Genomic DNA, 25,107 nt, shown 5'->3' with positions numbered 1-25,107 from the left:
AGCGTCAAGCCGGCTCGATCACCTGCGCGGTCATCATCGCCTTGGCTACGAGCGAGCCGTTGTGGTACATCTCCACGTCAAGCTTGCCGAACTTGCGGCTCACCTCGATGATGCGCGGGCGCACCTCAATGACGCTGTCGATCTGCACCGGCTTGACAAAGTAAGAGGCCATGTTGTCCAGCACGATGTCCGACTTCTTCACCACCTGCATCGCGTGGTAGGCCGACTGTGTCATCAGAATCGCCAGCACTCCCTCGGATACGGTGCCGAGTCGATTGATCATCTGAGGCGTAATCGAGCCTCTATACACGGGCTGCCCTGCCCCATCCCTCTCCTCGGCGAAGCCCGACCAGATCAAGTCCTCGAACGTCTCGCCGTGCTGCGGCTGCCGCTGCACATGCTGCATCGCCTTCAGCACATCCTGACGGCTGATACAGCCGACGATCTTGCGCGCGCCGTCGACGATCGGCAGCAGCTCGATGCCCTCCCATACCATCAGGTGCGCCGCTGATGCGACGGACGTGCTGACGAGCGCCGTCACCGGATTACGCGTCATCAGCTTGTCGATCGTCTGCCCGGGCGAGGCGCCGATCAAGTCGCGCGACGTCAGCATGCCGATGACGCGGTTCCACTCGTCGACGACGGGGAATCGGCTGAGACCCGTCTCCACATTGAGCCGCTTCCAATCCTCCATCGTATGATTGCCCTTGAGTACGTACAGCTTCATCGGCTTCGGGAGGATGTCCTCGATGAGCAATATTTTTTTCTTAATGAGACGGTCATAGATCGCCCTGTTAATCATCGAAGCTACCGTGAACGTGTCGTAGCTGCTCGAGATGATCGGCAGCTCTAGCTCGTCAGCCTGCTTGCGCACCTCCTCGCTCGTTCCGAAGCCACCCGTTATGAGCACGCCTGCTCCTTGCTCCAGCGCGCTCGAATGCGCCTCGTTCCGGTTGCCAATGATGAGCAGACTGCCTGGATCGATATAGCGCAGCATCGCATCCTGCTCCATCGCGCCGATGACGAACTTGTGCAGCGACTTGGACAGGCCGCTCCGGCCGCCGAGCACTTCCCCGTCGACCATGTTGACGACCTCGGCGAACGTCAGCTTGTCAAGCTGATCGCGAAGCTTCTTCTCGACTCGTACTGTCCCAACCCGTTCCTTCGTGGCGACAAGACCGTTCTGATCGGCCTCCTTGATCGCCCGGTACGCCGTCCCCTCGCTGACCCCCAGCTTCTCCGCAATTTTACGCACAGAGATCTTGCTGCCGATCTTTAGACTCTCAATATATCGAAGTATAAGCTCATGCTTCGTTGCCGCATCGGCCCCAAGCGGACTCAGCTCGTCCATCTGTCTCACCCGCTTCTCTTATACTGTATGTATAACTGTACTACTTCAACTTCATCTTACCATGTCTAGCGATCGATTAGAACAAGCTGCGTACAGATTACGGCTGAATTTGCAAAAAATTAAAGGTTCTATCGTTCTGAGAAAGCGTGAAACGACCCTCTCCTGCATATAGTGAATCGAACACGACCTATGCGTCGCCTATACTTTATGGAGGTGTATTCCGAATGTTAAACATGCCTAACCCGAACGCAGCCGCTCCGCAAACGATATTCGAGATGGAGAAGTCCGATGTCGACGTGCTGAGCAAGTGTAAGCATAAGGTGCATGATATTTGCAGCCAGCACATGCACAAGCCTGTGCGCATTCAGACGGTGCAAGGCAGCATGCATGACGGCATCATCGTACATATTGATATGCAGTATGTATATTTGCAGGTGATGCCAGGACATAGCCGCGCCTTCCTCGGCTCGCCTTATGGCTATGGATACGGAGCTCCGGGCTACAATCCGTATTACAACAATGTCATCCTGCCGCTCGCACTGTTCGACTTGTTAGCGATCGCTCTGCTCGTGTAATTCGTTGTCCATTCGTTCATTCATGAGGAATACAACAAATAGCCCGCAGCGCCGCCGCTTGCAAGGAAGCGGCCCGCCTGCGGGCTCATTACATATTGACGAGCACATGTATACGGACAATTATCTTCTCACCTGAAGCATCTTGCGCTTGCCAGTTACCGCCTGCTCCATCTGCCAGCGCTTCATCCGCTTGATCTTCAGAAGCTCCCGCTTCGTCTCCTCCTCGACCCCGAGCAGCTCATGCAGATGAGAGGCTACGACGAGCAGGGCGAAGCCGATCCAGACGAGGCCGAATATGGTGCTAGGCGCACTGAGGTGGCCGATATCGATCTTGGGCACGGAATACGCAATCATTCCTAGCGCAAGCCCCATGTAGATGATGTTTTTCCAGCCTTTTCGCATGGCGTATCCTCCTCCCTAACAACTTGTACAGTTCATTGTATGAAGAAGAATTGCGAATTAGCACCCCCGATTGAGCAACCGTGCGGATCGCGTCCCAGTCGCAGCAGCCGGACAGCAGCCCGACTGCCCTCCATAGACCCGCCAGTAGCCTCACCTCAGCCTGACATCGTCGCAGGGCTAGCCTTCTTCGCCTGACGTGCAGGCTGCACCACCTTGCCATAGACGTACGAGAGCAGCCATGGCACAGCCAGACTGACCAACAACCCGCCAGCCACATAGCCATGATAGAGCAGCATCGAGCTAGGCGACTCCACATGCACCTTGTAATACGTCAACACAGCCGGATGCACCAGATAGATGCCGAACGAGGCGGCGCCTAGCGCCTGCAGAGCGGCGGATACGCGCGGCTGATGGCTGACGATCCATTGACCGAGACGAATGAACGTCAGGGCGGCAAGTCCTGCATAGCCGAAGAACAGCGCCTGGAACGTATAGGCGGACATGCTGAACAGCTTACGATCGTCTAGCACGAACAAGATCGCGAAGCTAAGACCGCAAGCCGCTGTGCAAGCAAGCACCAGTCCCAGCCTCCGCTTCAGCCATACGGTTACCTGCTCATAGTGAAGACCGATCCAGCCGCCCAACGTGAACATGCTGAAGTAGTTCAAGCATAGCGATGCCATGTGGTCTACAGGACGCACCATATCGTGGTATACGTAGAACGCCGCATGAACGATTAGACCGAGCCAGATGAGGTGGCGCCCGATCCACGCATACTTGTGGCATAGCCCCATCAGCAGCGGGAACAGCACGTAGAACTGCACGATAATGATCATGAAGTACAGATGGTACGACGCGTCCGCCCACGGCAGCAGCTCCGCGAATGCCGAAGCGTCGAAGCGCACATTACTGCGGTCATAGATCCATTGATTATATAGGTAGTAGAATAAGGACCAGACTAAGTAAGGGATGACGATTAGCTTTAATCTTTTCGTATAAAAACTGACCGCCTGCCTGCTCCCGAAATCATCCTTATATCTGTAGAACAGGACAAGTCCGCTCAGCAAAATAAAGACCGGCACTGCAAAATTGTGAAGCTTGTTGATCAGGACATACATCGCCTGTGAGCCGCTGCCAGTCTGCAGCTCTACGGTCGCATCTGCTGTTGCATGAATAACAAGGACCGCAACAATAGCGATTGCGCGTACAAGCTGAAGCTCAGGTACCTTAGGCTGCCATATAGGACTGACTGAAGAAGTGCTGTTGCTCATCGATTCTCATCTAACTCCTGTTCCGCGCGTTGGCTTATGATTCCTATACAGTAACATACCATAGGCATGTACGACTATAACGAATTGTGCCTCGGACCACAGTTCGGATTATACGATGAGAATGTTACGCCTGTGCATGAAAAGCTCGCCCCCTGCGCACAAATAACGTGCAGAGAGCTAATGGTTAACTTTATAGGAAAATAACTGCTCGGAAGGGGAATTGTATCGTGGAGCATAGCAACCAACAGCACAACGTGAGCGCAGACAGCGGCAAGGCGGAGCGCAGGCTCGAATGGTGGCAGCTCGCCCTGCTTGGCGTCGCTTGTACGATCGGCACCGGCTTCTTCCTCGGCTCGGCGATTGGACTGACGATCGGTGGACCGGCGCTCATCGCCGCCTTCGTGCTCGCTGCGCTCGGGACGTACTTCGTCTTCGACGCACTCGCTCGTATGACGATCGCCGACCCGCAGAAGGGGTCGTTCCGCACGTACGCGAAGAACGCCTACGGTCGATGGGCGGGCTTCAGCTGCGGCTGGGTGTACTGGCTGTCGGAGCTGCTTATTATGGGAAGCCAGCTGACGGCGCTGTCGCTGTTCTCGCGCTTCTGGTTCCCGACTATGCCAATGTGGATGCTCGCACTTGTCTATGCTGTGCTTGGACTTGGGGTCATCCTGCTCGGGACGAAGACGTTCGACCGGGCAGAGAATGCATTCGCCGTCATGAAAATTGCGGCCATCTTCATGTTCATCGTGCTTGCCGCGCTCATTCTGTTCGATGTCATTGGTGGCACGGGACATGCGCCGAAGACGCCTGCCTCCTATCTGCCTAACGGAACGATAGCGCTATGGTCGGCCTTCATCTACGCCTTCTATGCCTTCGGCGGCATCGAGGTGATGGGCTTGATGGCGACGCGGCTGAAGAACCCGAAGGACGGCCCGAAGGCGGGCAAGGTGATGCTGCTGCTCCTCGGCATCATCTATGTCGTCTCCATCGGACTCGCCCTCGTGCTCGTGCCGTTCGGCTCGTTCCAGACGAAGGAGAGCCCGTTCGTGACCGCGCTAGCCGATCCGCTGCTGCCGTGGGTGCCGCACGTATTCAACGCTACCTTCATTATCGCGGGCTTCTCGACGATGGTCGCGTCGCTATTCGCGGTGACGACGATACTCGTCTCGCTTGCGGAGGAGCGGGACGCTCCGCCGTTTTTTGCCAAGACGACGAAGAAGAAGGAGAAGCCGCTGCGTGCGATCGCGTTCACAGCCGGGGGGCTCGGGCTATCGGTCCTCATGGCGCTGCTGCTGCCGGATAACCTGTATGAATTCGTCACGACCGCGGCCGGCTTGATGCTGCTCTATAATTGGATGTTCATCCTGCTCTCCTCCGGTCGCTTGCTGGAGGCATCGACGTTCGGCAAGGTGAAGCGCTATACGGGCATCCTGCTGCTTGCCCTCGCAATCAGCGGCACGCTGCTGCACGAGACGACGCGGCCCGGCTTCTTCATCAGCCTGCTGTTCGTCGTCGTGGTTGGCATCGTCACGCTTGTGATGCAGCGCGTCTGGCGTAAGCACGGGGATGCCGCCGATGCTCATGCCGATGGCAAGACGGAAGGCGCTGCACCAGCGTGGGATGTGCGCCCGTCAAGCGGCGGCTCCATCTGGAGCTTCGAGCCGGACCCTGCCATTTTCTCAACCGAACAGAAGCTTGGCCGCTTGAAAACCAAAGTAAAGTCCAAAGCCGATCAGTGACACACCCGAGGCGATCGAGATGAAGCGCAGCATGCGCGGCGTCAGCACCTTGCGGAACGTGCTCGCGATGCTGGCCATAATGATGTCCCACAGCAGAATACCTGCGATGATGCCAAGCGAATACAGGATGAGCTCCTTCATCCCGAAGGTGGACGCGGTCTTCGCGAGCACCGAGCCGTAGATGCCGAGCCAGAATAGGATATTCAGCGGATTCGTCAGCGCCATCAGGAAGCCGGACAGCAGCGAACGGGTCAGCGTCTCGTCTCCTCGGGCTTGATAAGAAGCGGCGTCCCCGGCCTTCAGCACGCTTTCGAGGCCGATATAGAGCAGCACGAAGCAGCCGAACAGCCATAGAAACGTCTGCATGAAGGGCGTCTCCAGAAAGTGGACAACGCCGAAATAGACGCACAGCATGTACAGCACATCAGCTAGCAGCGCACCGAAGCCGACGATCCACGCATGCCAGAAGCCGTTCTTCAGCCCCTTGTCCAGCTGAGCGGCGTTAATCGGCCCGATCGGCGCCGATAAGGAGATGCCCAGCATCATGTACGAGAGAAAGACGTTCATGTATGAGCTCCTTTGCATTCGGAATTGGCGCATGCTTGTTCACACGCCCGCTCCCATTGTATTCGCCATAGCACGGCTTCATGACCGCTTGTCTTGGCTCGTGTACCTGGAAGCGGTGCATCGCGGCAGCTATAGCGAATAATTCCACACCGTACATCGAATACTTAAACTACACTAGGATGACGAGGAGGCACTACGAATGCAGCAGAACATGCAACAGCAGCAAGGACAGCAGACCTACATCCCTCAAGGAAGTGTACAATCGCAAGGATATACGCAGCAAGGCTCGACACAGCCGGGCATGCAGCAGCAATCGTTATCGTATCAGCAATTTCTAGAGCAGCGCCAACTGCAGCAAATGCAGCAAGCCCAGCAGGCGCAGCAGGCACTCGCCCAATCGGGACTGACGAACTTCTCCTCCCGTCTGCGCGAGCTTCAGCAGCAGTTCGTTCAAGTACAGACCGAGCTCCAGCAGGCCCAGTCTCAGGTGGAGACCCAGATGAGCGCGCAGCAGCGCCGCATCATGGAGATTCAATCGAAGCTTCAGCAATGCATCAATCAGATGGACGTGCTCGTCAAGCAGCAGCAGGGCCAGACCGGAGACAGCGGCCAGCTGTACATGTAAACGCCAGCGCCAGGAGCTTCAACGAGCTGTTGTCGTTAATATAGACTCATAAGGAGCGCAGCATATGCCTAACGAGCCGCAATTCGAGCCGGAGACCGACGGCGATCCGGCTACCGTCTACGAGGATACAGCGCCACATGAGCGCTACGAGCTCGGCGTCGTTGCCGTAACCCGCATCGGGGCCGAATCACCGTACGAGAAGCAAGAGAACGACGAGCAGGAGCAGAAGCGGCCGACACGGTATCGGCTGTAATGATGCTCTGACCATGCATCGTCAAGTTTGAAATAGGACTTCACTTCAACGTCAGTAGACGATGAGGTGGAGTCCTTTTTGCGTTATTGCGGCTGATCACGTTTTTATTCTCACCAAGGGATAGACGCCCTCATATGATGAAGTAGTTCGTTTGCCAACGCTCCATGCATGAACAAAACCGCCAACAGGGCGCACCGCTCATGCTGGGAAGGAGTACCGTATGAAGAAGAGAACAAAAGTGAAAATCGCGATACAAGCGTCCATGATGGGCGACAGCACACTGCTCATGCTCAGTGATGCCTTGGTCCGCAAATGGAAAATTCCGCAGCGAGAGACGATCCAGTTACGCCTTGGCTCGGCTCGGCACGACGTGAAGGTCGTGGCGGTTCAAGCGAGCGGCACGCTGCGCATGAGCCCGACGCTCGCCGCCAAGCTCGGTCTGACCCAAGGGATGCAGCTATGTGTGCGGTATAAGGCGAGCAGCAAGTCGCTCCATCTGGGGCCGCTCATAGGCGTCATGATGAGCCGTGTACATGCAACTGCAACCGACAAGCCGTTCGGAGCGAACACCGGCTTCTGCCGGGAGCTCAGCGATGCGTGCAAGCTGTACGGCGCAGCGGTCTTCTTCTGCACCCCTGACGATCTGGACGGCCAGGGCGACACTGTTCGCGGCTGGCATTATGCCGGAGGGTGGCACAAGACTGCCTTCCCGTTGCCGCATGTGCTGTACAACCGACTGACGAGCCGCAAGCTGGAGAACCGCCCGAGCGTGCAGCAGTTCATCTCGCATGTAAGGTCGAAGCAAGGCACAGTGCTGTTCAATGAGAAATATTTGAACAAAACCGAGGTGTTCGACGCCCTGCAGAAGGAGTCCGGCATTCGCCTCTACTTGCCAGAGTCGCATCTACTGAAATCGTTCGAGCAGATGAAGTCGATGTGCAGCAAGTACAACACCGTCTTTCTGAAGCCGATCACTGGCAGTCTCGGCAAGGGCATAATCCGTATCCGTAAGCTGTCAGGCGGCGGCTACAGCTGCTCCTTCACTGGAGTGAACGGGTCGCGCAAGCAGTCTTACCCGACGATGAGCGCCTTGTACGCGGCGCTGTCCCGCAAGGTCAAGTCGCAGCGGTATCAGATTCAGCAAGGCTTGCCGCTCGTCTCTGTCGGAGGACGCCCCGTCGACTTCCGCGCGCTCGTACAGCGTGGAGACGGCGGACAGTGGACCGTCACCTCGATTGTCGCTCGTATCGCCGGTCAAGACCATTTCGTGTCGAACCTGGCTCGCGGCGGCTCGCTGACGACCGTCAAGGATGCGCTGAAGCGTGCCCGCTCCATCTCTCCGTCGAGCGGTCTCCTCAAGCTGCGCCGCGCGGCGCTGCAGATCGCGAAGGGCGTCGAGAAGCAGATCGATGGACATTTTGCCGAGCTGGGCGTCGATCTGGCGCTAGATTCCGGAGGTCGGGTATGGCTGATCGAGGTCAACTCGAAGCCGTCCAAGGAGGACAATACGCCGCTGTCGGCAGAACGCAAAATTCGTCCATCCGTCAAGACCATCGTGCAATATTCCCGATACGCTGCCAAGTTCTAACGTTGCGTGCATATATGAAGATGAGCGCAAGATCACTTCCCACCGATCGAGAGGTGCTGTGCGATGGCAATCTTCAACAAGTCGGCTCGTAAGCCGAAGACGGTCGGCATCCTGACGACAAGGACGAGGACGAGAACGGAGGTACGGACTGATCAGGAGGCGCCGTTCGAGAATCGCAGCTTCTACCAGCGGTTAACGATGCTCGGCCACAAGCTCGGCCTGACCGTGTACGTGTTCACGCCTTGCTCCGTCGACTGGGAGCAGGAGCGCGTGCAGGGCTACCGATACGACCTCGCTCTGCGATGCTGGGAGCGCTGCTCCTTCGAGCTGCCTCCGGTGATCTATGATCGGTGCTTCTTCTCGAGCAAGCCGCAGCAAGCCGTATACCGCGAGGCGCTCCGTCGGCTGCGCGACATTCCTTCGGTCCGTCTGCTCAGTAACGGACTGAAGGATAAATGGACGGTGCAGCAGATGCTCGCTGCAAGCGGCCAGTTCAACCGCCACCTGCCGCCGACCGAGCTGCTGCGCAGCATGCGCACGCTCGGCGTCTGGCTGGCGGCGCACGGCGAAGCCGTGCTGAAGCCGCTCGGCGGCTCGCAGGGCCGCGGCGTGCTGCTCGTGCGCCGCGGCGAAGCGGGCGCGGCGCATGCCTATACGGTGCGCGGCCGGGACGCGCGCAACCGCGATGTGTCGCGCGGCTTCGCGGACGCCGCCGCGCTCGGGCTATGGCTGCGGCGCTTCATCGGCCGCCGCCGCTATCTGGTGCAGCGCTATCTGGCGCTGCACACGAGCGAGGGCCGCGCGTACGACGTGCGCGCGCTCATGCAGAAGGACGGCTCCGGCCGCTGGCAGCTGACCGGCCTCGCCGTCCGATGCGGTCAGGGGGGCAGCCTGACCGCGAACCTGCACGGCGGCGGCTCCGCGGAGGCCGCCGAGCCCTTCCTCGCCCGCCAGTTCGGGCGGGCGCGAGCTGCCCAGCTGCTGGAGGAGCTGCAGCAGCTCTCAGAGGCGGTGCCGCCCGTTCTCGAAGCCGATCACGGGCGTCTCGCCGAGCTCGGTATCGATTATGGGATCGATACCGCCGGGTGTATCTGGTTGCTTGAAGTGAATTCCAAGCCGGGCCGCTCCATCTTTACTTATATCCAGCATCAAGAGGCGCAAACAGCCGCCGCAGCGAACCCGCTGCGCTATGCGGATTACATGCTGCGGCACGAAGCGTCCATCATTCGATAAATGCCCTCAATTTGGCTGCGCCAAATTCGAGGCTTGCCATAACAGCTCCTGTTTCTTCCCGGAGACTGTTATTCCAGTAAATCAGGCCCTCAATTTGGCTTCACCAAATTCGAGGCTTGCCATAACAGCTCCTGTTTCTTCCGGGAGACTGTTATTCCAGTAAATCAGGCCCTCAATTTGGCTTCACCAAATTCGAGGCTTGCCATAACAGCTCCTGTTTCTTCCGGGAGACTGTTATTCCAGTAGATCAGGCCCTCAATTTGGCTACGCCAAATTCGAGGCTTGCCATAACAGCTCCTGTTTCTTCCGGGAGACTGTTATTCCAGGATAGGAGGTTCATCATGAGCTCGACCACTTGTACAGTTCATATTACAAAAAGACAGGAACGCGCGGTCTATGCCAGTGGTGACTTAGCTAGAGCGCTGAAATTGTCCAAAACGCGCAGCGTTACCGTAAAGGCTGGCAGCAAGAGCGTAACGCTGCCACTCAAGCTGCTGAAAAAAAGCGGGAACCATCTGTATATAACCGCCTCCCTCTATACGCAGCTCAAGCTCCCCCGCACCGGAACGATCATGGTTGTCAATAACAGCGGTAAAGAAATGAAGCTCGGACCGTTGATCGGCATCTTGACCAACGTCGTCCGCAGCAGCACAGCACCGTTCGGCTCTCGGACTGACTTCATCCGTCAATTCATGCGGGTCGGCGCAGATCGCGCGTTCTACTTCGCCTTCTCCCCGAGCGATGTGAACTGGTCGCAGGGCACCGTGAACGCGATCATTCCTCGCAGCGAAGGCGGCTGGGTGCGCAAGACGGTTCCGCTGCCAGATGTCGTGTACAACCGGCTTCCGAGCCGCAAGGCGGAGAAGCTAAGCTCCATGAATGCGTTCAAGCAGCGCTTCATCCGACGGGGAATTCCGCTGTTCAACTGGAGCTTCTTCGATAAATGGGACGTCTACAACTTGCTCCAGGGCACCGATGCGTTCCGCTTTGTACCGGACTCGCGCATTAATCCTTCGGGTGAGGAATTGAAGGAGATGCTGGAGAAGCACAAGTTCATCTACTTGAAGCCGACAGCGGGCAGTCTCGGCATCGGCATCTACCGACTGACGTATAACCCGAAGCGCGGCTACTACGCTCGCTTCCGTCGCAGCGGCCGCAACGTACTGCTGCGCTTCGGTAAGTACGATGGGCTCATTAAGCTGCTGCACCGTCATAACGGCAGCCTGCGCGGCTATGTCGCCCAGCAGGGCATCCGTCTAATCGAGATTGACGGCTGTCCGCTCGACTTCCGCTTCCATATGACGAAGAACAGCGCCAACCAATGGGTCGTCGCTGCGATCGGCGCGAAGAAGGCGGGTAAAGGCAGTGTTACGACGCACGTTCGCACAGGCGGCATGCTGATGACGCCGGAGCAAGCACTGCGCCAAGTGTACGGCTCGCGGGCGGATGCCGTGCTGTCTAACGCCAAAGATTCGGCCATCAAGCTGGCGCAAGACATCGAACGCAACTACAAGCATACGCTCGGCGAGCTCGGCTTCGACATCGGCATCGACAAGAACGAGCGCATCTGGATGTTCGAGGCGAACTCCAAGCCAGGACGCTCGATCTTCAAGCACCCGGCTCTTAAGGAGCAGGGACGCGCTTCCCTGCAATATATATACGACTACTGCCTCTACCTGAGCCGCTTCAAGGCAAGGAGGGATGGTTAGGTGGCTACGCGAACGAAGCAACAAGCGACGCCTCAGCGACCGACGCTCGCCATTCTGACCTATGCGGATAACAAGCGTATTTTTCGCGGCAATCAAGATAACTTCATCGACTTGATCCGAGCCGGGGAGGAACGCGGCGTCCTCGTATACGTCATGACGACGAGCGACTTCAAGCTGAGCGGCAAGCATGCGGTCGGCTACCGCTACCAGCATGGCACGAAGAGCTGGAAGCGCGAGCTGCTGCCACTGCCCCATGTCATCTATAACCGGATTCCGTACCGCAAGTTCGAGATGATGCCCGAGGTGCAGCAGGTGATCCAAACCTGTCTGCGCCACGAGCGCATCCGCTTCTTCAACCCATCGTTCTTCAACAAGTGGACACTGTTCGAATGGCTGAACAAGTCGAAGCAGACGAAGCCTTACATCCCGGCTACGGTGCGCCTGTCCTCCAGCTCCGAGCTCGACAAGCTGCTGCAGAGCTACTCCTCGCTGTACCTGAAGCCGATTCGCGGCAAGGCCGGCAAGGGGATTATGAAGGTGAGCCGCGTCGATAGCAGCAAGGCAGCCGCAAGGCAGTTCGAGCTGAGCATTCAAGATAAGACGAAGAGCCAGATTACCCGCTTCCCGAACGTCTCCCAGCTGTGGAGCGAGGTGAGCGAGCTGATCGGCTCGAAGGATTATATCGCCCAGCAGGGCATCCAGCTGACGAGCTACAAGCGCCGGCCGTTCGATCTCCGTGTGCTCGTGCAGAAAAATTACAAAGGCGCCTGGAGCGTAGCAGGCGTCGGGGCGAGGCTGGCCGGTAAGCTCAGCATTACGACCCACGTCCCGCGTGGAGGCTCCATCGACGACCCAGCCAAGCTGCTCGCGCATGCCTTCGGCAGCACGACGAGCAAGAAGGTGATCCAGCGGGCGAAGAAGGCCGCGCTTACGATTGCCCGGCACATTGAGAAGGCAAGCGGCCATACGCTTGGCGAGATGTCCATGGACCTTGGCGTCGACAGCGACGGACACATCTGGTTTTTCGAGGCGAATTCGAAGCCAATGAAGTTCGATGAGCCTCCAATTCGGCAAAAATCGCTCGAAAACTTGATTCGCTATTCGATGTTTTTATCCAAAAAGAGTACGAAGCTAAGCAGCTATCGTTAGGCAGGTGACCATCATGTCCAAACCACTAGGCGTTCTGGCTATGTATCTGGAGGGGCGTCGTCTGGAGGAGCTCGCCTTCTTCAAAAAGCTGTGCATCCAAGGCCGCAAGCTCGGACTGGATGTCATGATCTTTACACCCGATGACGTCAAGGAGCTGCAGCCTCCGCGCGTGCACGCCCTCACCTACGATTCAGCCCAGCAGAAATGGGTGCGCAAGTGGACGAAGTTCCCTCCACTCATCTACGACCGCTGCCGGTACCACGGCGTCAGCAATTACCGGAAGCTGTCGGGCTTCCGCAAGCGCCACCCGGAGCTTCAATATATAAGCCGCCCGCTTGCTAACAAGTGGGCGATGCATCAGCTGCTCGCACAGGATGACCGGATCGAGCCTTACTTGCCGGCGACGGTCCGCTATCGAAGCGCGAAGGAGCTGGCTGATTTTCTGAAAAAGCACGAGGTCGTCTACATGAAGCCGAAGAGCGGCACCGGCGGACGCGGCATTCTTCGTCTTCAGCGGCTGGCCGGTAGCGGAAGCGTTATTCACGTGCAAGGCCGAGACCCGATGAGACGCATCTTGACCGCGGGTAAAATGAAAACCGACCGCCTTCCCGCCAAGCTCGAAGGCTGGAAGCTGCAGGAGCAATATATTGTGCAGCAGGGCATCAACCTGAAGCTGAGGGATGGACGCGTACACGACTTCCGTATGCTCGTGCAGAAGGACGGCCAAGGCCAGTGGCAGGTGACTGGCTGTGCAGGCCGTATCGGACCGCAGCGCTCGGTTACGTCCAACCTGCACGGCGGAGGCCGCGCGGTGTCGATGGAGACGCTGCTCGCGAGGCGGTTCGGCACCGGGGCCAAGGTCGAGTCGATCCGCAAGGAGGCTTATGAGCTCGGTCTTCGCGTGGCGGAGCATCTGGAGACGAAGTTCGGCCCGTTCTGCGAGGCGGGCATCGATCTTGCGGTCGATCCAAGCGGTCACATCTGGCTGCTGGAGGTGAACCCGAAGCCGTCCCGTGAAGTGTTCCGACGCATCGGCGAGAAGGAGACCTACGCGAAGGCGATCACCCGACCGCTACAATATGCACAGTGGCTGATGACTACGAAGAAGAAGGATGCACCAGTCAAGCCGCGGCCCTAAGGCTGCGTTAACGAGTCCGTCGCCTACCTCAGACGTAGCACTTCACGCGGTCAATCGGACCCTCATGACAAGACCCGCTCCCAGGAGCTCTGTGACGAGCTTCCGTGGAGCGGGTCTATTGTTTTACACATACGGCATACGGTACAGCCCTATGTTACAGCTTGAGTTGTCGCTATCCGCTTCGCTGCGTCTGTTCGAACGAATCGAGCACGTCGAGCAGCTCACTGAACGACTGAATGCGTACATCGGCCCCCGCTAGCTCCCCCTGCTTGCGGAAGCCTGCGTAATCGCAGCCAACGACGAACAGTCCGTTGCCACGGCCAGCCTCAACGTCCGACGAGCGGTCTCCGACCATCCATGCTTCCTGAATTCCGAACCGGTCAAGTAAGAGACGAACGAGGTCTACCTTGGAGCGCGTCCGATGCTGCCCGGCGCTGTACAGCCCTTCCGGCTCGAACAACGGCTCCAAGCCCTGATAGCCGATCACTCCTTTGACATATGCCTCCAGACCGTTGCTCGCGGTAAACAAACGGATGCCCCGCTCCTTCAGCGCTCGCAGCGTCTCAGCAACTCCCTCATAGAGCTCACCCTCGCCGCGCCGCAGCCCTTCAAGCTGGAGCTTCAGCAGCAGCTCGTCCGCACGTCGATGAACATCACGCCCATACTCAGGCAGTACCTGCTCCCATATGTGCTCAAGCAGCATCCCAAGACTGCCGATGATGTACCGTTCCGGCGGCGTTTCCCCGCGAAACAGCCCTTCAGCCCGCAATTGCTCGAATGCAGCATGATAGGCAGGCAGCAGCAGCGTCTCCGTCCGGAATAACGTACCGTCTACATCAAATATCATCGCTTCCGGCATCGTTCGTTTGTTCATCATTCGTTTCCCCCCACCGCTTTCAAACCAATGCCCTTCTATACAACCATGTTTCCTCTCGAATGTCAATTAGCGGGAGACCACCTGGTTTCCAATATGGCTCTGGCAATCGGTTCGATCGGAACCTTGAAGTACCATACAAGGAGTATAATAATGGGTACCGACACCGCATAGGCAATCAGCGGTTTGCGGCTATGCAGCAGCAGCATGGGGAACATGAGCACATCAAACGCTGTGGAATAATACCAGTTCCACCCATTGCCATACAGCATACGGCCGTTCCAAGCGAGCACAAGCTCGAAGCCTGAGTACAGCAAGATCCACTTGGCATAATGCTTCGCAATATGGACACGACCCTGTGGATAGCTATTCAAGAACATGAGCACCGTAAGCGGAAATACGATGAAGGTGTAGCTAAGCTCAAACACAATGGGCAACAGCTCGAATTCTGGTGAAAATCGCCACAGCACGAAGCCGGCCGTAAGCAGCAAATACAATAAATTGCCGACGATCATATAGAGCGCTGTCGTATGATAGCGTCCGGACTGCCGCCAATTTTTCGAGCGAAAGAAGCATGCAATCGTGATTGCGGTTACTAGTAGATGAATGACAGCTCTCCTCTTTCCATCACACTTCTGTATAAGACTTGATGAGTTATAGGATGGACAAGAATGCACTCTTTTTGCAGAGCCGCACCTAAAATTTTCTTTAGATTACTTATATGTATAAAAATGTAATTCGCGTGCTCGTATTTATTGGGTGCAAAAAAAGAGAGAGTCCGAAAACTCCCTCTCCTAACTGCTTTAATGCATCGGACCTAACGCGCCTTGCTTGACAATGACCCGACGAATCGTGAACGCAATGGCGAGTCCGATCAGCGTAACGAACATGGCGAACAGGAACACGTTCTGCGACCCGAGCGTCATCGCCTTGGCCATCTCCGCCAGCTCTGACGGTGCAGTCGATTGATGCAGGTACTTCTCCATCCCGCTCGTCAATATAGCTACCGCTACGGCAGTACCGATCGCACCTGCGACCTGCTGCAGCGTGTTCATGACAGCTGTGCCGTGCGGGTACAGCTCCGGCGGCAGCTGATTGAGCCCGTTCGTCTGTGCAGGCATCCATACCATCGAGATCCCAACCATAAGAGCGATATGCAGCACCACGATGAAGGCAATCGAAGTCGTCGGCGTAATGCCGGAGAAAAACCATAGCGTCACCGCAACGATGGCAAGCCCCGGTATGACGAGCCACTTCGGTCCATACTTATCGAACAACCGCCCCATGCGCGGCGATAAAATACCGTTCAGCGCGCTGCCCGGCAGCAGCATCAGTCCAGCTGCAAATGTGGACAAGCCCATGCCATTCTGCAAATAGAGCGGAAGAATAATCATACTGGACAATATAATCATCATGCACGACAGCACCATCAGTAGGCCAACGATAAACATCGGGAACTTGAACACACGCAGGTTCATGACCGGCTGACGCATCGTCAATTGACGTAGCACGAACAACATCAGTGCGATCAAGCCGACGACGATGGAGGCGATCACAATCGGACTGCCCCAGCCTTGCTCGCCTTCGCCAGCCTTGCTGAAGCCGAAGACGACTCCTCCGAAGCCGATTGTCGATAACACGACCGATAATAGATCAATAGGAGGCTTCGTTACTTCCGTGACATTTTCCAAATATTTCAACCCTACCAATAATCCAACGACCAAGAACGGCAACGTCAGCCAGAAAATATAGTGCCACGATAAATATTCGATCAAGATACCGGCCACGGTAGGACCTGTCGCTGGCGCAAACATGATGACCAGTCCAACGAAGCCCATCGCCGCTCCACGCTGCTCCGGCGGGTAGATGACAAGGATCGTATTGAACATCAGCGGAATGAGAAGCCCCATACCCGCCGCCTGCAGCACACGTGCGACCATCAGCATCTCGAAGTTAACCGCGAGAGCCGCGATTAACGTGCCCGCCAGCGAGCTGGCCAATGAAATAATGAACAGCTGTCTCGTCGTGAACCATTGCAGCAGCAAGCCCGTCATCGGCATCAGAATGCCTAGCGTCAGCAGGAAGCCCGTCGTCAGCCACTGCGCCGTCGCAGCGGTGATCTGGAATACTTCCATTAAATTGCTGATCGCTATATTCAGCGCCGTCTCGCTGAACATGCCCATGAAGCCGCAAATGAGCAGCGACGCCATAATGGCCTTCGTATTATATTGCTTCATGCCTTCACTCCACTTCCTTCTCCGTATATACAGGGCTGTGTTTTGCGCGCCCCTATATCTGTTACTCTACGATTTACAGTTTAAATAGTCAATACTTGAGGCGTAATTTATTTGTAAATGGTAGGATGACAGCATATAAAGAAGCCGTTCCTTCGCAATGAAGTACGGCCTATCCCTGTGAGCTATGATGATGGTTGTCTAGTTAGCTGCTACTAAAATATTTTCTTCGCCCCTTGCTCCGCCTTCAGTATCTCAACCGCCTCGCGGAACCGCATGGAATGCACAACCTCACGCTCGCGCAAAAATTTAAGTCCGTCCTGCAAGTCGACGTCATCAGTCATATCAATGAGCCACTGGTACGTCGCCCGTGCCTTCTCCTCCGCCGCAATATCCTCATACAGATCGGCGATCGGATCGCCCTTCGCCTGAATGTAGGTCGCGGTCCACGGATCTCCCGCCGCATTCGCGTAGAAGAGCGCCGAATCGTGGCTGACGTAATAAGGGTCAAGACCTGCTGCTTTGATTTGCTCGATCGATGCATCCTTCGTCAGCTTGTAGATCATGGTGGCGATCATCTCGAGGTGCGCAAATTCTTCTGAACACTATGGGTATCGGTTATTTTTCACTGTGTTTCTTTCATTAGAATATTGAACTCCGTTTACTGTTTATTTCAATTCTCTGGCTGCGTCAAATAATCGATTCATTTGCCTGACGTAATGTTTCTCTTTTAATCAAATCTTAACACTATTTTTTATTTACATATTATTGAAAATATATTAAATTATTATATGTAATATAAATATTATATAGTTTAGGAGATGGTGGATTTGAAGAAGAGAAGATTTTTGTCAATTGCGCTCGCTGCTGTATTGATGTTTAGTACGGGACAATCCGTTTTTGCTTCACAGGACGTAAATGAACCAAACGACTCTCCTTATACCCCAACGATCATCCCAGCATTTGGAGCAGCAAACTTTCAAGGTTACATAAGCAGCCATGAGGATATGGATTGGTATGGTTTTCATACAGCTGACTATGGTGGGACATTTGCGGTAAATGCTATCCATTGGAGCCCTTCTCTCATTGTCACAGCTTATAAATACACTCCAAGCGGATTCTATGTTGTTACTCCTATTCAGAGCAGCCAACAAAACGGACACACCTTTATAGAGTTTCCAGTGGATCCATTTTCTAGTTACGTAATTTATGTCGATGGAGCCGCTGACTCAGATCCTTATTATCTTTATACTTCTGGCATCCTCAGAAATTCTTAGTATCGTAAGTACTCTGATTTTGAATATCGCGACGCCTTCCATTGAAGGCGTCTTTTTTGTGTGCAATATTAAAACTTCACGTTGAAACCAAATTAGCAGATGCAGACTGTAGCAATATCCTTTCTGATAGGCGGAACGGCTTCCGCATCAACTCAACGCGCTGCTTAAATGAACGTAATTGTGGACTTTTTAATGATACCTCCTACTGAGATTGATGAATCAATGGATTGTAGGGGATAGTACTCACAAAATAGAGGAAGGTACTAAAAAACCAACCACCCTGTTAATGGGTGATTGGTTTTTTATAATTTATTTTATTGACCAAACCCTGATAAGGGCTGGTCACGTTCGTTTTTTGTTAACGAGATTGGTCTAGATATGAATCTGTACTCACTTAACGAGTCAAAGCCAAAATACCGAAAATCACAACAATTAGAAGAATGATGTAAAGCAAGATACGATCATTATTCATATTGTTCGGTTCCCCTTTCTTACGGGAACGTGACCGCATAAAACATAATACAATTAAAAACAGCTCTGTGTCAACAAAGACAAACAACTACCATATAAACCTAAGTTAAGCAGTTGCATTACACAGAAATCCCAAGCGTTTGGGAATATATGTGATTACATTTACAATTATGAGTATATGTGGTAAATTTACTTTGTCCGGAAGCACCGGCAAAACTCCCCTTGAGGAAGCACCTCAGGGAGTTTATCATTTTTCCAAGAAGATCTGGGATACTCCCTTTACTCTCATGCGATGATCTTCATCTTAACATACTCTTTCAGATAGCTTTTTCCGACAATTACCACAAAGTGCTATGTATAGTTTTCCAACCAACACCCTATTGTCAATTTTACAATTCAAACATTTTATGATCTCTTTTAAATCTGAATTTTCTGTTGGAATATTTTGATTCGGAATTATGTAATAATTCTTGAGATAAGTCTCCCAAGTTATTCTCTTCTGGAGGTTATGTAATTCCTCAATTAGATTATTCCGATCCCAAAGTGCGACACCGAGTTTGTCTGCCATGCGCCTTGCTGGGTGTGTATAGTATGAATTCGTAACCACAAGAGCTTCATCGCAATCATACATTCCTTTACCTGCGTATACCTCTTGAACAGCCGAAACAGAGACATTTCCACTGTACCTCTTGCATTGTACACCAATTCGTCTCCCGTGTGTCTCAATAATAAGATCAATCCCATCGTCGCCCGACGCCTTTGTTCCAGAGACTATGTATCCCTGCCTTTGAAAAACAGAAGCCATAAAATCCTCAAATGCTATTCCTTCGAGCTTATCTATATCCCTAATATTACTGGTCTGATAAAGATACTGTCGGTATATTGACTCTTTGAATCTCACTAATTCATAGCTTCTAGTGTTTTTTTCCCGTTCCAAGTTATTTTTGATTTCCTCATTAATTTGAGCTTCATCCTTCTCCTTGATTATTCTTCGAATTTCTTCAGAGTAAGTGCTTATTATCGTGAGGAAGAGCAGAACTGCAGCAAATACTCCAATGAACCAGTTGGGATGTATATATAGTTCATATCCTATCTTATCCAGAACACCTTCAACAATTTGGTGTATAATACCCCCAACAATAATCCCGACAACTACATAAAATATACCACCGACAAATAATAGTGCCATGAATGAATTGAAGAGTTCTTTTTTAATTGCTTTTGCCTTATTCTCCTTATCATTTTCAATTTGCTGTAACTTTTCCTGTACGAGACTAGATAGCATACATGAGTTGCAATAAGGTAGTATCTTACCCTCAACAACCTTCTCCCTCATATTCTCATCATGGAGAGTACATCGAAAAATAAGGCTGACTGGATTAGATGGTGCTATAAATATACGATGATTATTTTGTTTTTTCTTTTTGTAATAACTGGGTCTTATCCGCGCATGCATCATTCTATCCCCAATCTAATGATAAAGACGAGTTGACTTGTACAGTATCCAAGATGTCATCGAATATTGAAATATTCGTTATTTCAAGTAGATAAATACCAATAAATAGACCGTACATACTAATTTGGAATTAATAAAATAAAAGAGTCACGTATGATGGAGTAGACTCTGCCACGAAAATACAACGTGGGCCTGATAATAACACCCCTCTCTTTACGAAAGTGGCAGGCGATTTGCAGCAAATAGAATGATTTAATTCAGACCATGGTAACGAAACTAAGTATAAAGATATTAACAAACGTGTAAGGTTGATTAATAGCGGCCAATACCTAAGTTTGAAAGGTTTTCCACACGGGGTACCCATGGTCTATTCAAAATCATGGAGACAGAGTTCCAATACCAGATGAGCTGAAGGATTTTCGCCATCTGAAATTGGAACTCTCTAATTAGGGAAACTAATTCAATACGTAACACTTTCACGGGACATTGTTGCCTCTCAGGTAATTTCGGTTAAACACCCTTATTATGGACACCGCACCTCTTATTCGATATCAATCGTACAATTGCTTTAACTTTCTTCGTTTTTCGCCGAATTCAGATATACATTGGATCAATTCAGTCGACTTTCCATCGGCCGCTCCAAAGGCATCCTTGACGCTGAGCCTCCGACGGATATGATGAGGCATCCCTGCCGGCATCCCCCTAGGGCGCTCCCTACGGTCGCTTGGGGCTGCTAGCCGGACCAGCCTATCATATCCGCCTTCTCAGCATCAAGGACCGCTTCGCTTGCCTTTTCCACTGGTTCAGCTTGCAAACGGACATAACGATTTATTAAACCTTAATCTGCTTAGGCTTCACAATGCCTTGCTTCACCGCTTCCATATAGTCATATGGGGATAAGTCGTAGATGCTGCCATGGATGCGGATTCGATTGTAGTCTTGTATAAACTGACTCACAACTTCATAGGCCTGTGGATAAGACTCGAACTCATGGCGCTGGTAGCACTCCGCCTCTATTATCGAATGATACGATTCGATGTGAGCGTTCTTATTCGGCGTCTTAGGCGGGATACGCTCGTGGATCACACCAAACTCATCACACGCATTTTCGAAGAGATTGCTAATGAACTGTGGACCGTTATCGGAGCGTATGACCGGCTTCTCAGCCTTTTCAAAGAGCTGGCGTTTCATGAGCGCTTCCTGCGTGATCTGGACGAGATGCCTGGCTTCACAGGTCAATCCAATGTGGTATGAAACGATGGCGCGATCAAACACGTCTATGATGCTCATAAGAAAGAAAAATCGTTGCTCGCCCTGGACCCACCCATACTTGATATCCGTTTCCCATAACTGGTTGGAGCCCGTTATCTCGCGATTGTTAGCAAGTCGCTTCGGATGCTTTACTGTTATTTTGCGCTGCGGCCGAAGCACGTTCATTTGCTTGCAAAGGCGATAGACCTTCTTCTTGTTAATCTCCATCTGATGGCGTCTTCGAAGAAGCACGGTCAGCTTGCGGTAACCGTAGTTTGCGCCTTCGCCGGCTAAGAACTCCATGATCCATTCGCATATTTGTTCATCACTGATTGGCTTGCCTTCTTGTGTATATGATAAACCAGGTGCGGGGCGCCCGACCCTGTGGACAGTCTCTTGAGATTGCTGCTTACTTCTGTTCGCATGTGCATAATACGTGGACCGCTCTACTTCCAGCACACGTAGCACAAAGCTAATGTTGTTGCCTTCTCGGATATACTTCTGGGCGATCTCTATTTTATCCGCAAGTGTGGGTTCGTTTTTTTTAGCAGGTCTTTGAGAATGTCCCTCTCTAAAGCTTGCTCTGCAAAGAGCTTCTTCAGCTTCTCATTCTCTTTCTGCAGCTGCGCATAATCTTCTGCGGTGGGCACATACTTCGCTTGCTTGAAGCTGGCTCCATCCAATTGATCCAGATCCTTTCGGTTCAGCTCTCTAGCCCACCGCAGCACCATCTTCGGATCCAGTTCATGTTGTCTTGCAACAGCAGTCATGTTGCCAATTTCGTTGCCCTTGGCAACCACCATCTTTTTAAATTCTAGATCATACTGCTTCTTCTTCATTTCGTTCCCCTCCGCCTCAATATTATTGTATCGGAGTAAGGGGTGTACTGTCCAAATTCATTTAGGGGCTAAATAGATTTGACGGTGATTTTCTCACCGACAACGGCGTGAGAATTGTGGTGTCAGTCTGCCAAGCAACTGAGAGATATATCACGAGTCAAGGTGGAGTCACTCGCCCCTTCCGTCCCCTCCGGGGAAACGCAGGGAACACAGTCCCCTGCACCCCGTCTCTCGCCGTGCGGCAGGCCCTGCAAAGCATTGCAGGGCAAGGAAATAGCGTGATCGAAGGAGTCGGAAGTCAAGGCTAAAATGAACGCTGCGCGGCCTTGACTTCCTACCGTTTGATTTCTCACGTTACTTGGCGGCTGGTACTCCCGTTGCTTCCGTCAATCACTCTTCTGGCTGGCCGCCATCTGAAATGAGAATAATCCCGGTTTCTACCGACATTTTATATGAGCGGTAACAGATATCAGATAATTTGACATCTAGCCGATTGTCAGTTTTACTGTTGACAATCAACTGTTACTCTTTATAACGTGTTAGATTCTTTTTCAACTGTTCTCTGGCTGTAATATCATTGGTCTTGTTTCCTTGAGGTCTTGTACTTGAATTATTAGAGCTAAAAAAAACAGACATTAAAATACTTACAATTCGATACGTGGACGGAATAAACCATGCGACCACCAATAACCAGATCGTAAAAATCCAGTCAGTCAATAAAGAAATATCTTCCCTAATAACATGCATAACACAAGAGGATATTACAACTGCAAAACCAATGATAAAAGTCTCTTGAAAATACAGCTTCAACGTCTTTTTTTCATTTGTTGCAAATATTGCTTTTACAATTAAACTATCTCGAATACTCATTAGTATCCCAAGTAACGCCCCTAGGAAACCAACAACGATCGAGCTAAAAGTTATTGAACCATCTAACACTTTATCAAAATATTTAACTTTGCTATTGAACCCAAATTTGAATGCCAGAGCCAAAAGGAGTAGAGCTAGCAAGAGAGGGTAGAACCAACCCAAAAATTTAGTCACCCTTTCCATTGTTCGCCCCCTTTCACATTATCTTAAGAATGAGTTAATATCCTTTTGCCTGTTTGCACATCCTTCATTTCCACTATATATACGCCACATTTCTTCCGCTATCGCATAATGGCCCAAGGATTCCCTCTTTTCCATACGGAAGGTTCCAAAATCATGTGCCTTATGCTCAAATAGGTCTAAGATTTCAACCCTTGAATCGTCACAGTCTCTCTTGGTAATCTCGGCTTTTGAAAAGAATTGTGGATTCTCCTGCAGGTCATTCAAGGTATCACTAATAGTATCGTCATCTAGTGACGATCCTTTTACATTTCCAACAGTAATTATTACTTGAGCATTGATTCCCTCATATTCGTTGAACGAGGATATAATTTTCTTTAGTGGGGATTGGAACCTTCCGAGTCTATTACTATCAACACTCTTAATATCGGCAAACCTAATATTTATTTTTCTATATTCAGTTGCTTTCCTTGCAAGTGCAAATGCATCAGGTGGACAAATAGGTCTCAGATATATTTTTTCATCATCACTATCCCAAAGTAAGTTCATGTATTCTTCAATACCTTCAGGTCCTAAACTGAACTTATTTCGTTGTAGCATCAACACGTGGCTATCTTCATCATACAGTGCCGATACTTCTTCTCCAATGAACTCATCATCCTCCAACTCCATAGGTTCTACAATTGCATCGACTTTAGCCTTTGAGGGGATGTTTGTGTCGCGAAGTCTAACCAAATGTAGGAAATAGTAATTCAGTTCGGAATCCCAATATGATGAGTCAAGACGAGCTTGCTCCTGCCGATAATTATAAGTTCTTCCTTCAAGAGACTTTTTATTAGCCTTATCCATCCACTGTACCAAATCAAATAGCCTATCTCGGTCATGCTTTGTATCATCCTTAGTTCTATAAACTACTTGATAATACTCAAATCTTATCTTCCGATACACAAAACCACTCCTCTCAAATTACAAACATGCTAATTTTAATTTTTTTTATCAATAATATCCATACATTTTCGGCATTTTCCGATAAAGTTTTCTTTATAATATTAATGAATACCGAACCCATATAACATGGATCATGTAGGTTGCTGTCCTGAAGCAATTCGCAGCTCATTCGCCAACCAATTATAATACCTCTGCTGTTCCTCCAGCTGAGCAACCGCCTCACGCCCCGCTCCTGCTTTTGCGGACTCTGCCCCATGCCACGCAGTCTTAATCCAAGTATTAATAATCGTATTAGCTACATCTGGATTCAACACAGGCTCATCAGCCTCCCAGTCATATTTCGAAAGCTCGTATCCGGAGATGAAACTATTCAACTTCCGCTCATACACCGGATCAGTCGCATACCCACACATCCGTAGCATGGCCGTCTGCTCCTGCGGTGTCTTCGCTGCGCGCACCCGATCATACCGACTCCACTGGAACAATAGATCCTGGTCCCGAAAGCAATCCTCGATCGTATCATAAGCACGCCAGTGAGCTTGTACACCATCGACGCGGACACCATTGTATACTTCCCACGTCTTCGTACTCACGCTGCGCCCCTTCCAGAACGCATTCGGCTTCCCGCTCCCGACCTTGAAGCCTACAAGGTTATTCCATCCGTGCAGCACGCATCCAGTCTCAAGCATGGCCTGCACGATCCGAACGGAAGGAAAGATCGGAGATCCCTCCCTCCGCAGCTTGACCGCGATCGGCGCGACTACGGCGATAAACTCAGTCCGACTCATGGACGCTCCTCCTTCTGCATCGCCGGCGGATGCTGTGATTTCGTCTGAATCTGCCCCGCCGCGGCAGCGACGAGAAACGAATTCGCGAACGTCAGCACATACAGACGCCAGTCCAACGCCTCTGCGCCGGTTGCGAGCTGCGCGGCCAGCAGTACCATGTACGCAACGAGCACAGCATAAATGTCCGTCGGCAGATTACTAACGACACGATCCAGCAATCCCTTTGAATATTGGACGATAAAGAACGTCAGCAACGAAGCTCCCCCCATTGCGGAGAGAGCTTCCCAAGTGAAAAATTGTCCTTCCTGCATCTCGA

Annotated in this window: 24 protein-coding genes and 1 pseudogene; 10 read left to right on the top strand and 15 right to left on the bottom strand. The window is 52.2% G+C overall.

What is annotated here, in order from left to right; translation table 11 throughout:
- Positions 1 to 4: 4 nt before the first annotated feature.
- Positions 5 to 1,351, bottom strand: coding sequence for a DRTGG domain-containing protein (locus tag PAE68_RS07855; protein WP_281885751.1), 1,347 nt, complete (start codon positions 1,349 to 1,351; stop codon positions 5 to 7).
- Between the two features lie 224 nt (positions 1,352 to 1,575).
- On the opposite strand from PAE68_RS07855, the gene PAE68_RS07850 reads away from it, so the two are divergent.
- The gene (locus tag PAE68_RS07850) at positions 1,576 to 1,926 is read left to right on the top strand and encodes a hypothetical protein (protein WP_281885749.1); all 351 of its coding nucleotides are present in this window, start codon (positions 1,576 to 1,578) and stop codon (positions 1,924 to 1,926) included.
- A 120-nt stretch (positions 1,927 to 2,046) separates the two neighbouring features.
- Here the strand turns inward: PAE68_RS07850 and PAE68_RS07845 are convergent, their stop codons facing one another.
- Together PAE68_RS07845 and PAE68_RS07840 are read right to left on the bottom strand one after the other, a co-directional pair.
- Positions 2,047 to 2,328 carry a hypothetical protein gene (locus PAE68_RS07845; protein ID WP_281885747.1) on the bottom strand — a complete coding sequence of 94 codons (282 nt, stop codon included), beginning with the start codon at positions 2,326 to 2,328 and terminating at the stop codon, positions 2,047 to 2,049.
- A gap of 155 nt (positions 2,329 to 2,483) precedes the next feature.
- Positions 2,484 to 3,599, bottom strand: a complete 1,116-nt coding sequence (locus tag PAE68_RS07840) for an acyltransferase (protein ID WP_281885745.1) — start codon at positions 3,597 to 3,599, stop codon at positions 2,484 to 2,486.
- Between the two features lie 227 nt (positions 3,600 to 3,826).
- Between PAE68_RS07840 and PAE68_RS07835 the strand changes: the two genes are divergently transcribed.
- Positions 3,827 to 5,341, top strand: a complete 1,515-nt coding sequence (locus PAE68_RS07835) for an amino acid permease (protein WP_281885743.1) — start codon at positions 3,827 to 3,829, stop codon at positions 5,339 to 5,341.
- Here the strand turns inward: PAE68_RS07835 and PAE68_RS07830 are convergent.
- Positions 5,282 to 5,908, bottom strand: a complete 627-nt coding sequence (locus tag PAE68_RS07830; protein ID WP_281885741.1) for a LysE family transporter — start codon at positions 5,906 to 5,908, stop codon at positions 5,282 to 5,284. The genes PAE68_RS07835 and PAE68_RS07830 overlap by 60 nt on opposite strands.
- A 199-nt stretch (positions 5,909 to 6,107) precedes the next feature.
- On the opposite strand from PAE68_RS07830, the gene PAE68_RS07825 reads away from it, so the two are divergent.
- The 7 genes from PAE68_RS07825 (at position 6,108) to PAE68_RS07795 (ending at position 13,603) form a co-directional block, all read left to right on the top strand.
- Positions 6,108 to 6,533 carry a hypothetical protein gene (locus PAE68_RS07825; RefSeq protein ID WP_281885739.1) on the top strand — a complete coding sequence of 142 codons (426 nt, stop codon included), beginning with the start codon at positions 6,108 to 6,110 and terminating at the stop codon, positions 6,531 to 6,533.
- Between the two features lie 64 nt (positions 6,534 to 6,597).
- Positions 6,598 to 6,786 carry a hypothetical protein gene (locus PAE68_RS07820; protein ID WP_281885737.1) on the top strand — a complete coding sequence of 63 codons (189 nt, stop codon included), beginning with the start codon at positions 6,598 to 6,600 and terminating at the stop codon, positions 6,784 to 6,786.
- Positions 6,787 to 7,006: 220 nt separating this feature from the next.
- On the top strand, positions 7,007 to 8,374 hold the full coding sequence (locus PAE68_RS07815) for a YheC/YheD family endospore coat-associated protein (RefSeq protein ID WP_281885735.1): 1,368 nt from the start codon (positions 7,007 to 7,009) through the stop codon (positions 8,372 to 8,374).
- Between the two features lie 63 nt (positions 8,375 to 8,437).
- Entirely contained in the window at positions 8,438 to 9,607 is a 1,170-nt protein-coding gene (locus tag PAE68_RS07810; protein WP_281885733.1) for a YheC/YheD family endospore coat-associated protein, read from the top strand.
- Positions 9,608 to 9,948: 341 nt separating this feature from the next.
- Positions 9,949 to 11,316, top strand: coding sequence for a YheC/YheD family endospore coat-associated protein (locus tag PAE68_RS07805; protein ID WP_281885731.1), 1,368 nt, complete (start codon positions 9,949 to 9,951; stop codon positions 11,314 to 11,316).
- Positions 11,317 to 12,465, top strand: a complete 1,149-nt coding sequence (locus PAE68_RS07800) for a YheC/YheD family endospore coat-associated protein (RefSeq protein ID WP_281885729.1) — start codon at positions 11,317 to 11,319, stop codon at positions 12,463 to 12,465.
- Positions 12,466 to 12,478: 13 nt separating this feature from the next.
- A complete protein-coding gene (locus PAE68_RS07795) occupies positions 12,479 to 13,603 on the top strand; it encodes a YheC/YheD family endospore coat-associated protein (RefSeq protein ID WP_281885726.1) in 1,125 nt (374 codons plus the stop codon).
- 172 nt (positions 13,604 to 13,775) lie between these two features.
- Here PAE68_RS07795 and PAE68_RS07790 read toward each other — a convergent pair whose 3' ends face one another.
- The 4 genes and pseudogenes from PAE68_RS07790 to PAE68_RS07775 all read right to left on the bottom strand — a co-directional run.
- On the bottom strand, positions 13,776 to 14,477 hold the full coding sequence (locus PAE68_RS07790) for an HAD family hydrolase (protein ID WP_281890959.1): 702 nt from the start codon (positions 14,475 to 14,477) through the stop codon (positions 13,776 to 13,778).
- A gap of 65 nt (positions 14,478 to 14,542) precedes the next feature.
- The gene (locus PAE68_RS07785) at positions 14,543 to 15,154 is read right to left on the bottom strand and encodes a CBO0543 family protein (RefSeq protein WP_281885724.1); all 612 of its coding nucleotides are present in this window, start codon (positions 15,152 to 15,154) and stop codon (positions 14,543 to 14,545) included.
- A 126-nt stretch (positions 15,155 to 15,280) separates the two neighbouring features.
- Positions 15,281 to 16,714, bottom strand: coding sequence for a DHA2 family efflux MFS transporter permease subunit (locus PAE68_RS07780; protein ID WP_281885722.1), 1,434 nt, complete (start codon positions 16,712 to 16,714; stop codon positions 15,281 to 15,283).
- A 212-nt stretch (positions 16,715 to 16,926) separates the two neighbouring features.
- Positions 16,927 to 17,313, bottom strand: a pseudogene (locus PAE68_RS07775) (manganese catalase family protein); the annotation flags it as partial.
- A gap of 228 nt (positions 17,314 to 17,541) precedes the next feature.
- On the opposite strand from PAE68_RS07775, the gene PAE68_RS07770 reads away from it, so the two are divergent.
- The gene (locus PAE68_RS07770; RefSeq protein ID WP_281885720.1) at positions 17,542 to 17,988 is read left to right on the top strand and encodes a hypothetical protein; all 447 of its coding nucleotides are present in this window, start codon (positions 17,542 to 17,544) and stop codon (positions 17,986 to 17,988) included.
- A 775-nt stretch (positions 17,989 to 18,763) separates the two neighbouring features.
- Here the strand turns inward: PAE68_RS07770 and PAE68_RS07765 are convergent.
- The 7 genes from PAE68_RS07765 to PAE68_RS07735 form a co-directional block, all read right to left on the bottom strand.
- A complete protein-coding gene (locus PAE68_RS07765; protein ID WP_281885718.1) occupies positions 18,764 to 19,795 on the bottom strand; it encodes a restriction endonuclease in 1,032 nt (343 codons plus the stop codon).
- Positions 19,796 to 20,746: 951 nt separating this feature from the next.
- Positions 20,747 to 21,625 (bottom strand): IS3 family transposase, encoded by an 879-nt coding sequence (locus PAE68_RS07760; protein WP_281883358.1) that lies wholly within the window; start codon positions 21,623 to 21,625, stop codon positions 20,747 to 20,749.
- Positions 21,626 to 21,678: 53 nt separating this feature from the next.
- Complete coding sequence (locus PAE68_RS07755) at positions 21,679 to 22,005, bottom strand: transposase (RefSeq protein WP_281883356.1); 327 nt, start codon at positions 22,003 to 22,005, stop codon at positions 21,679 to 21,681.
- 522 nt (positions 22,006 to 22,527) lie between these two features.
- Complete coding sequence (locus PAE68_RS07750; protein ID WP_281885716.1) at positions 22,528 to 23,058, bottom strand: hypothetical protein; 531 nt, start codon at positions 23,056 to 23,058, stop codon at positions 22,528 to 22,530.
- 18 nt (positions 23,059 to 23,076) lie between these two features.
- A complete protein-coding gene (locus PAE68_RS07745) occupies positions 23,077 to 24,003 on the bottom strand; it encodes a DUF6731 family protein (RefSeq protein WP_281885714.1) in 927 nt (308 codons plus the stop codon).
- Between the two features lie 131 nt (positions 24,004 to 24,134).
- Positions 24,135 to 24,791 carry a glycoside hydrolase family 73 protein gene (locus PAE68_RS07740; RefSeq protein ID WP_281885712.1) on the bottom strand — a complete coding sequence of 219 codons (657 nt, stop codon included), beginning with the start codon at positions 24,789 to 24,791 and terminating at the stop codon, positions 24,135 to 24,137.
- Positions 24,788 to 25,102 carry a hypothetical protein gene (locus tag PAE68_RS07735; RefSeq protein ID WP_281885710.1) on the bottom strand — a complete coding sequence of 105 codons (315 nt, stop codon included), beginning with the start codon at positions 25,100 to 25,102 and terminating at the stop codon, positions 24,788 to 24,790. The genes PAE68_RS07740 and PAE68_RS07735 overlap by 4 nt, the downstream gene beginning before the upstream one ends.
- Between the last annotated feature and the right edge of the window lie 5 nt (positions 25,103 to 25,107).

The organism is Paenibacillus sp. YYML68, assembly GCF_027923405.1.
GTDB lineage: Bacteria > Bacillota > Bacilli > Paenibacillales > NBRC-103111 > Paenibacillus_G.
Note: the sequence above shows the minus strand (reverse complement) of the source record. Positions and strands in the feature narration are given on the sequence as shown.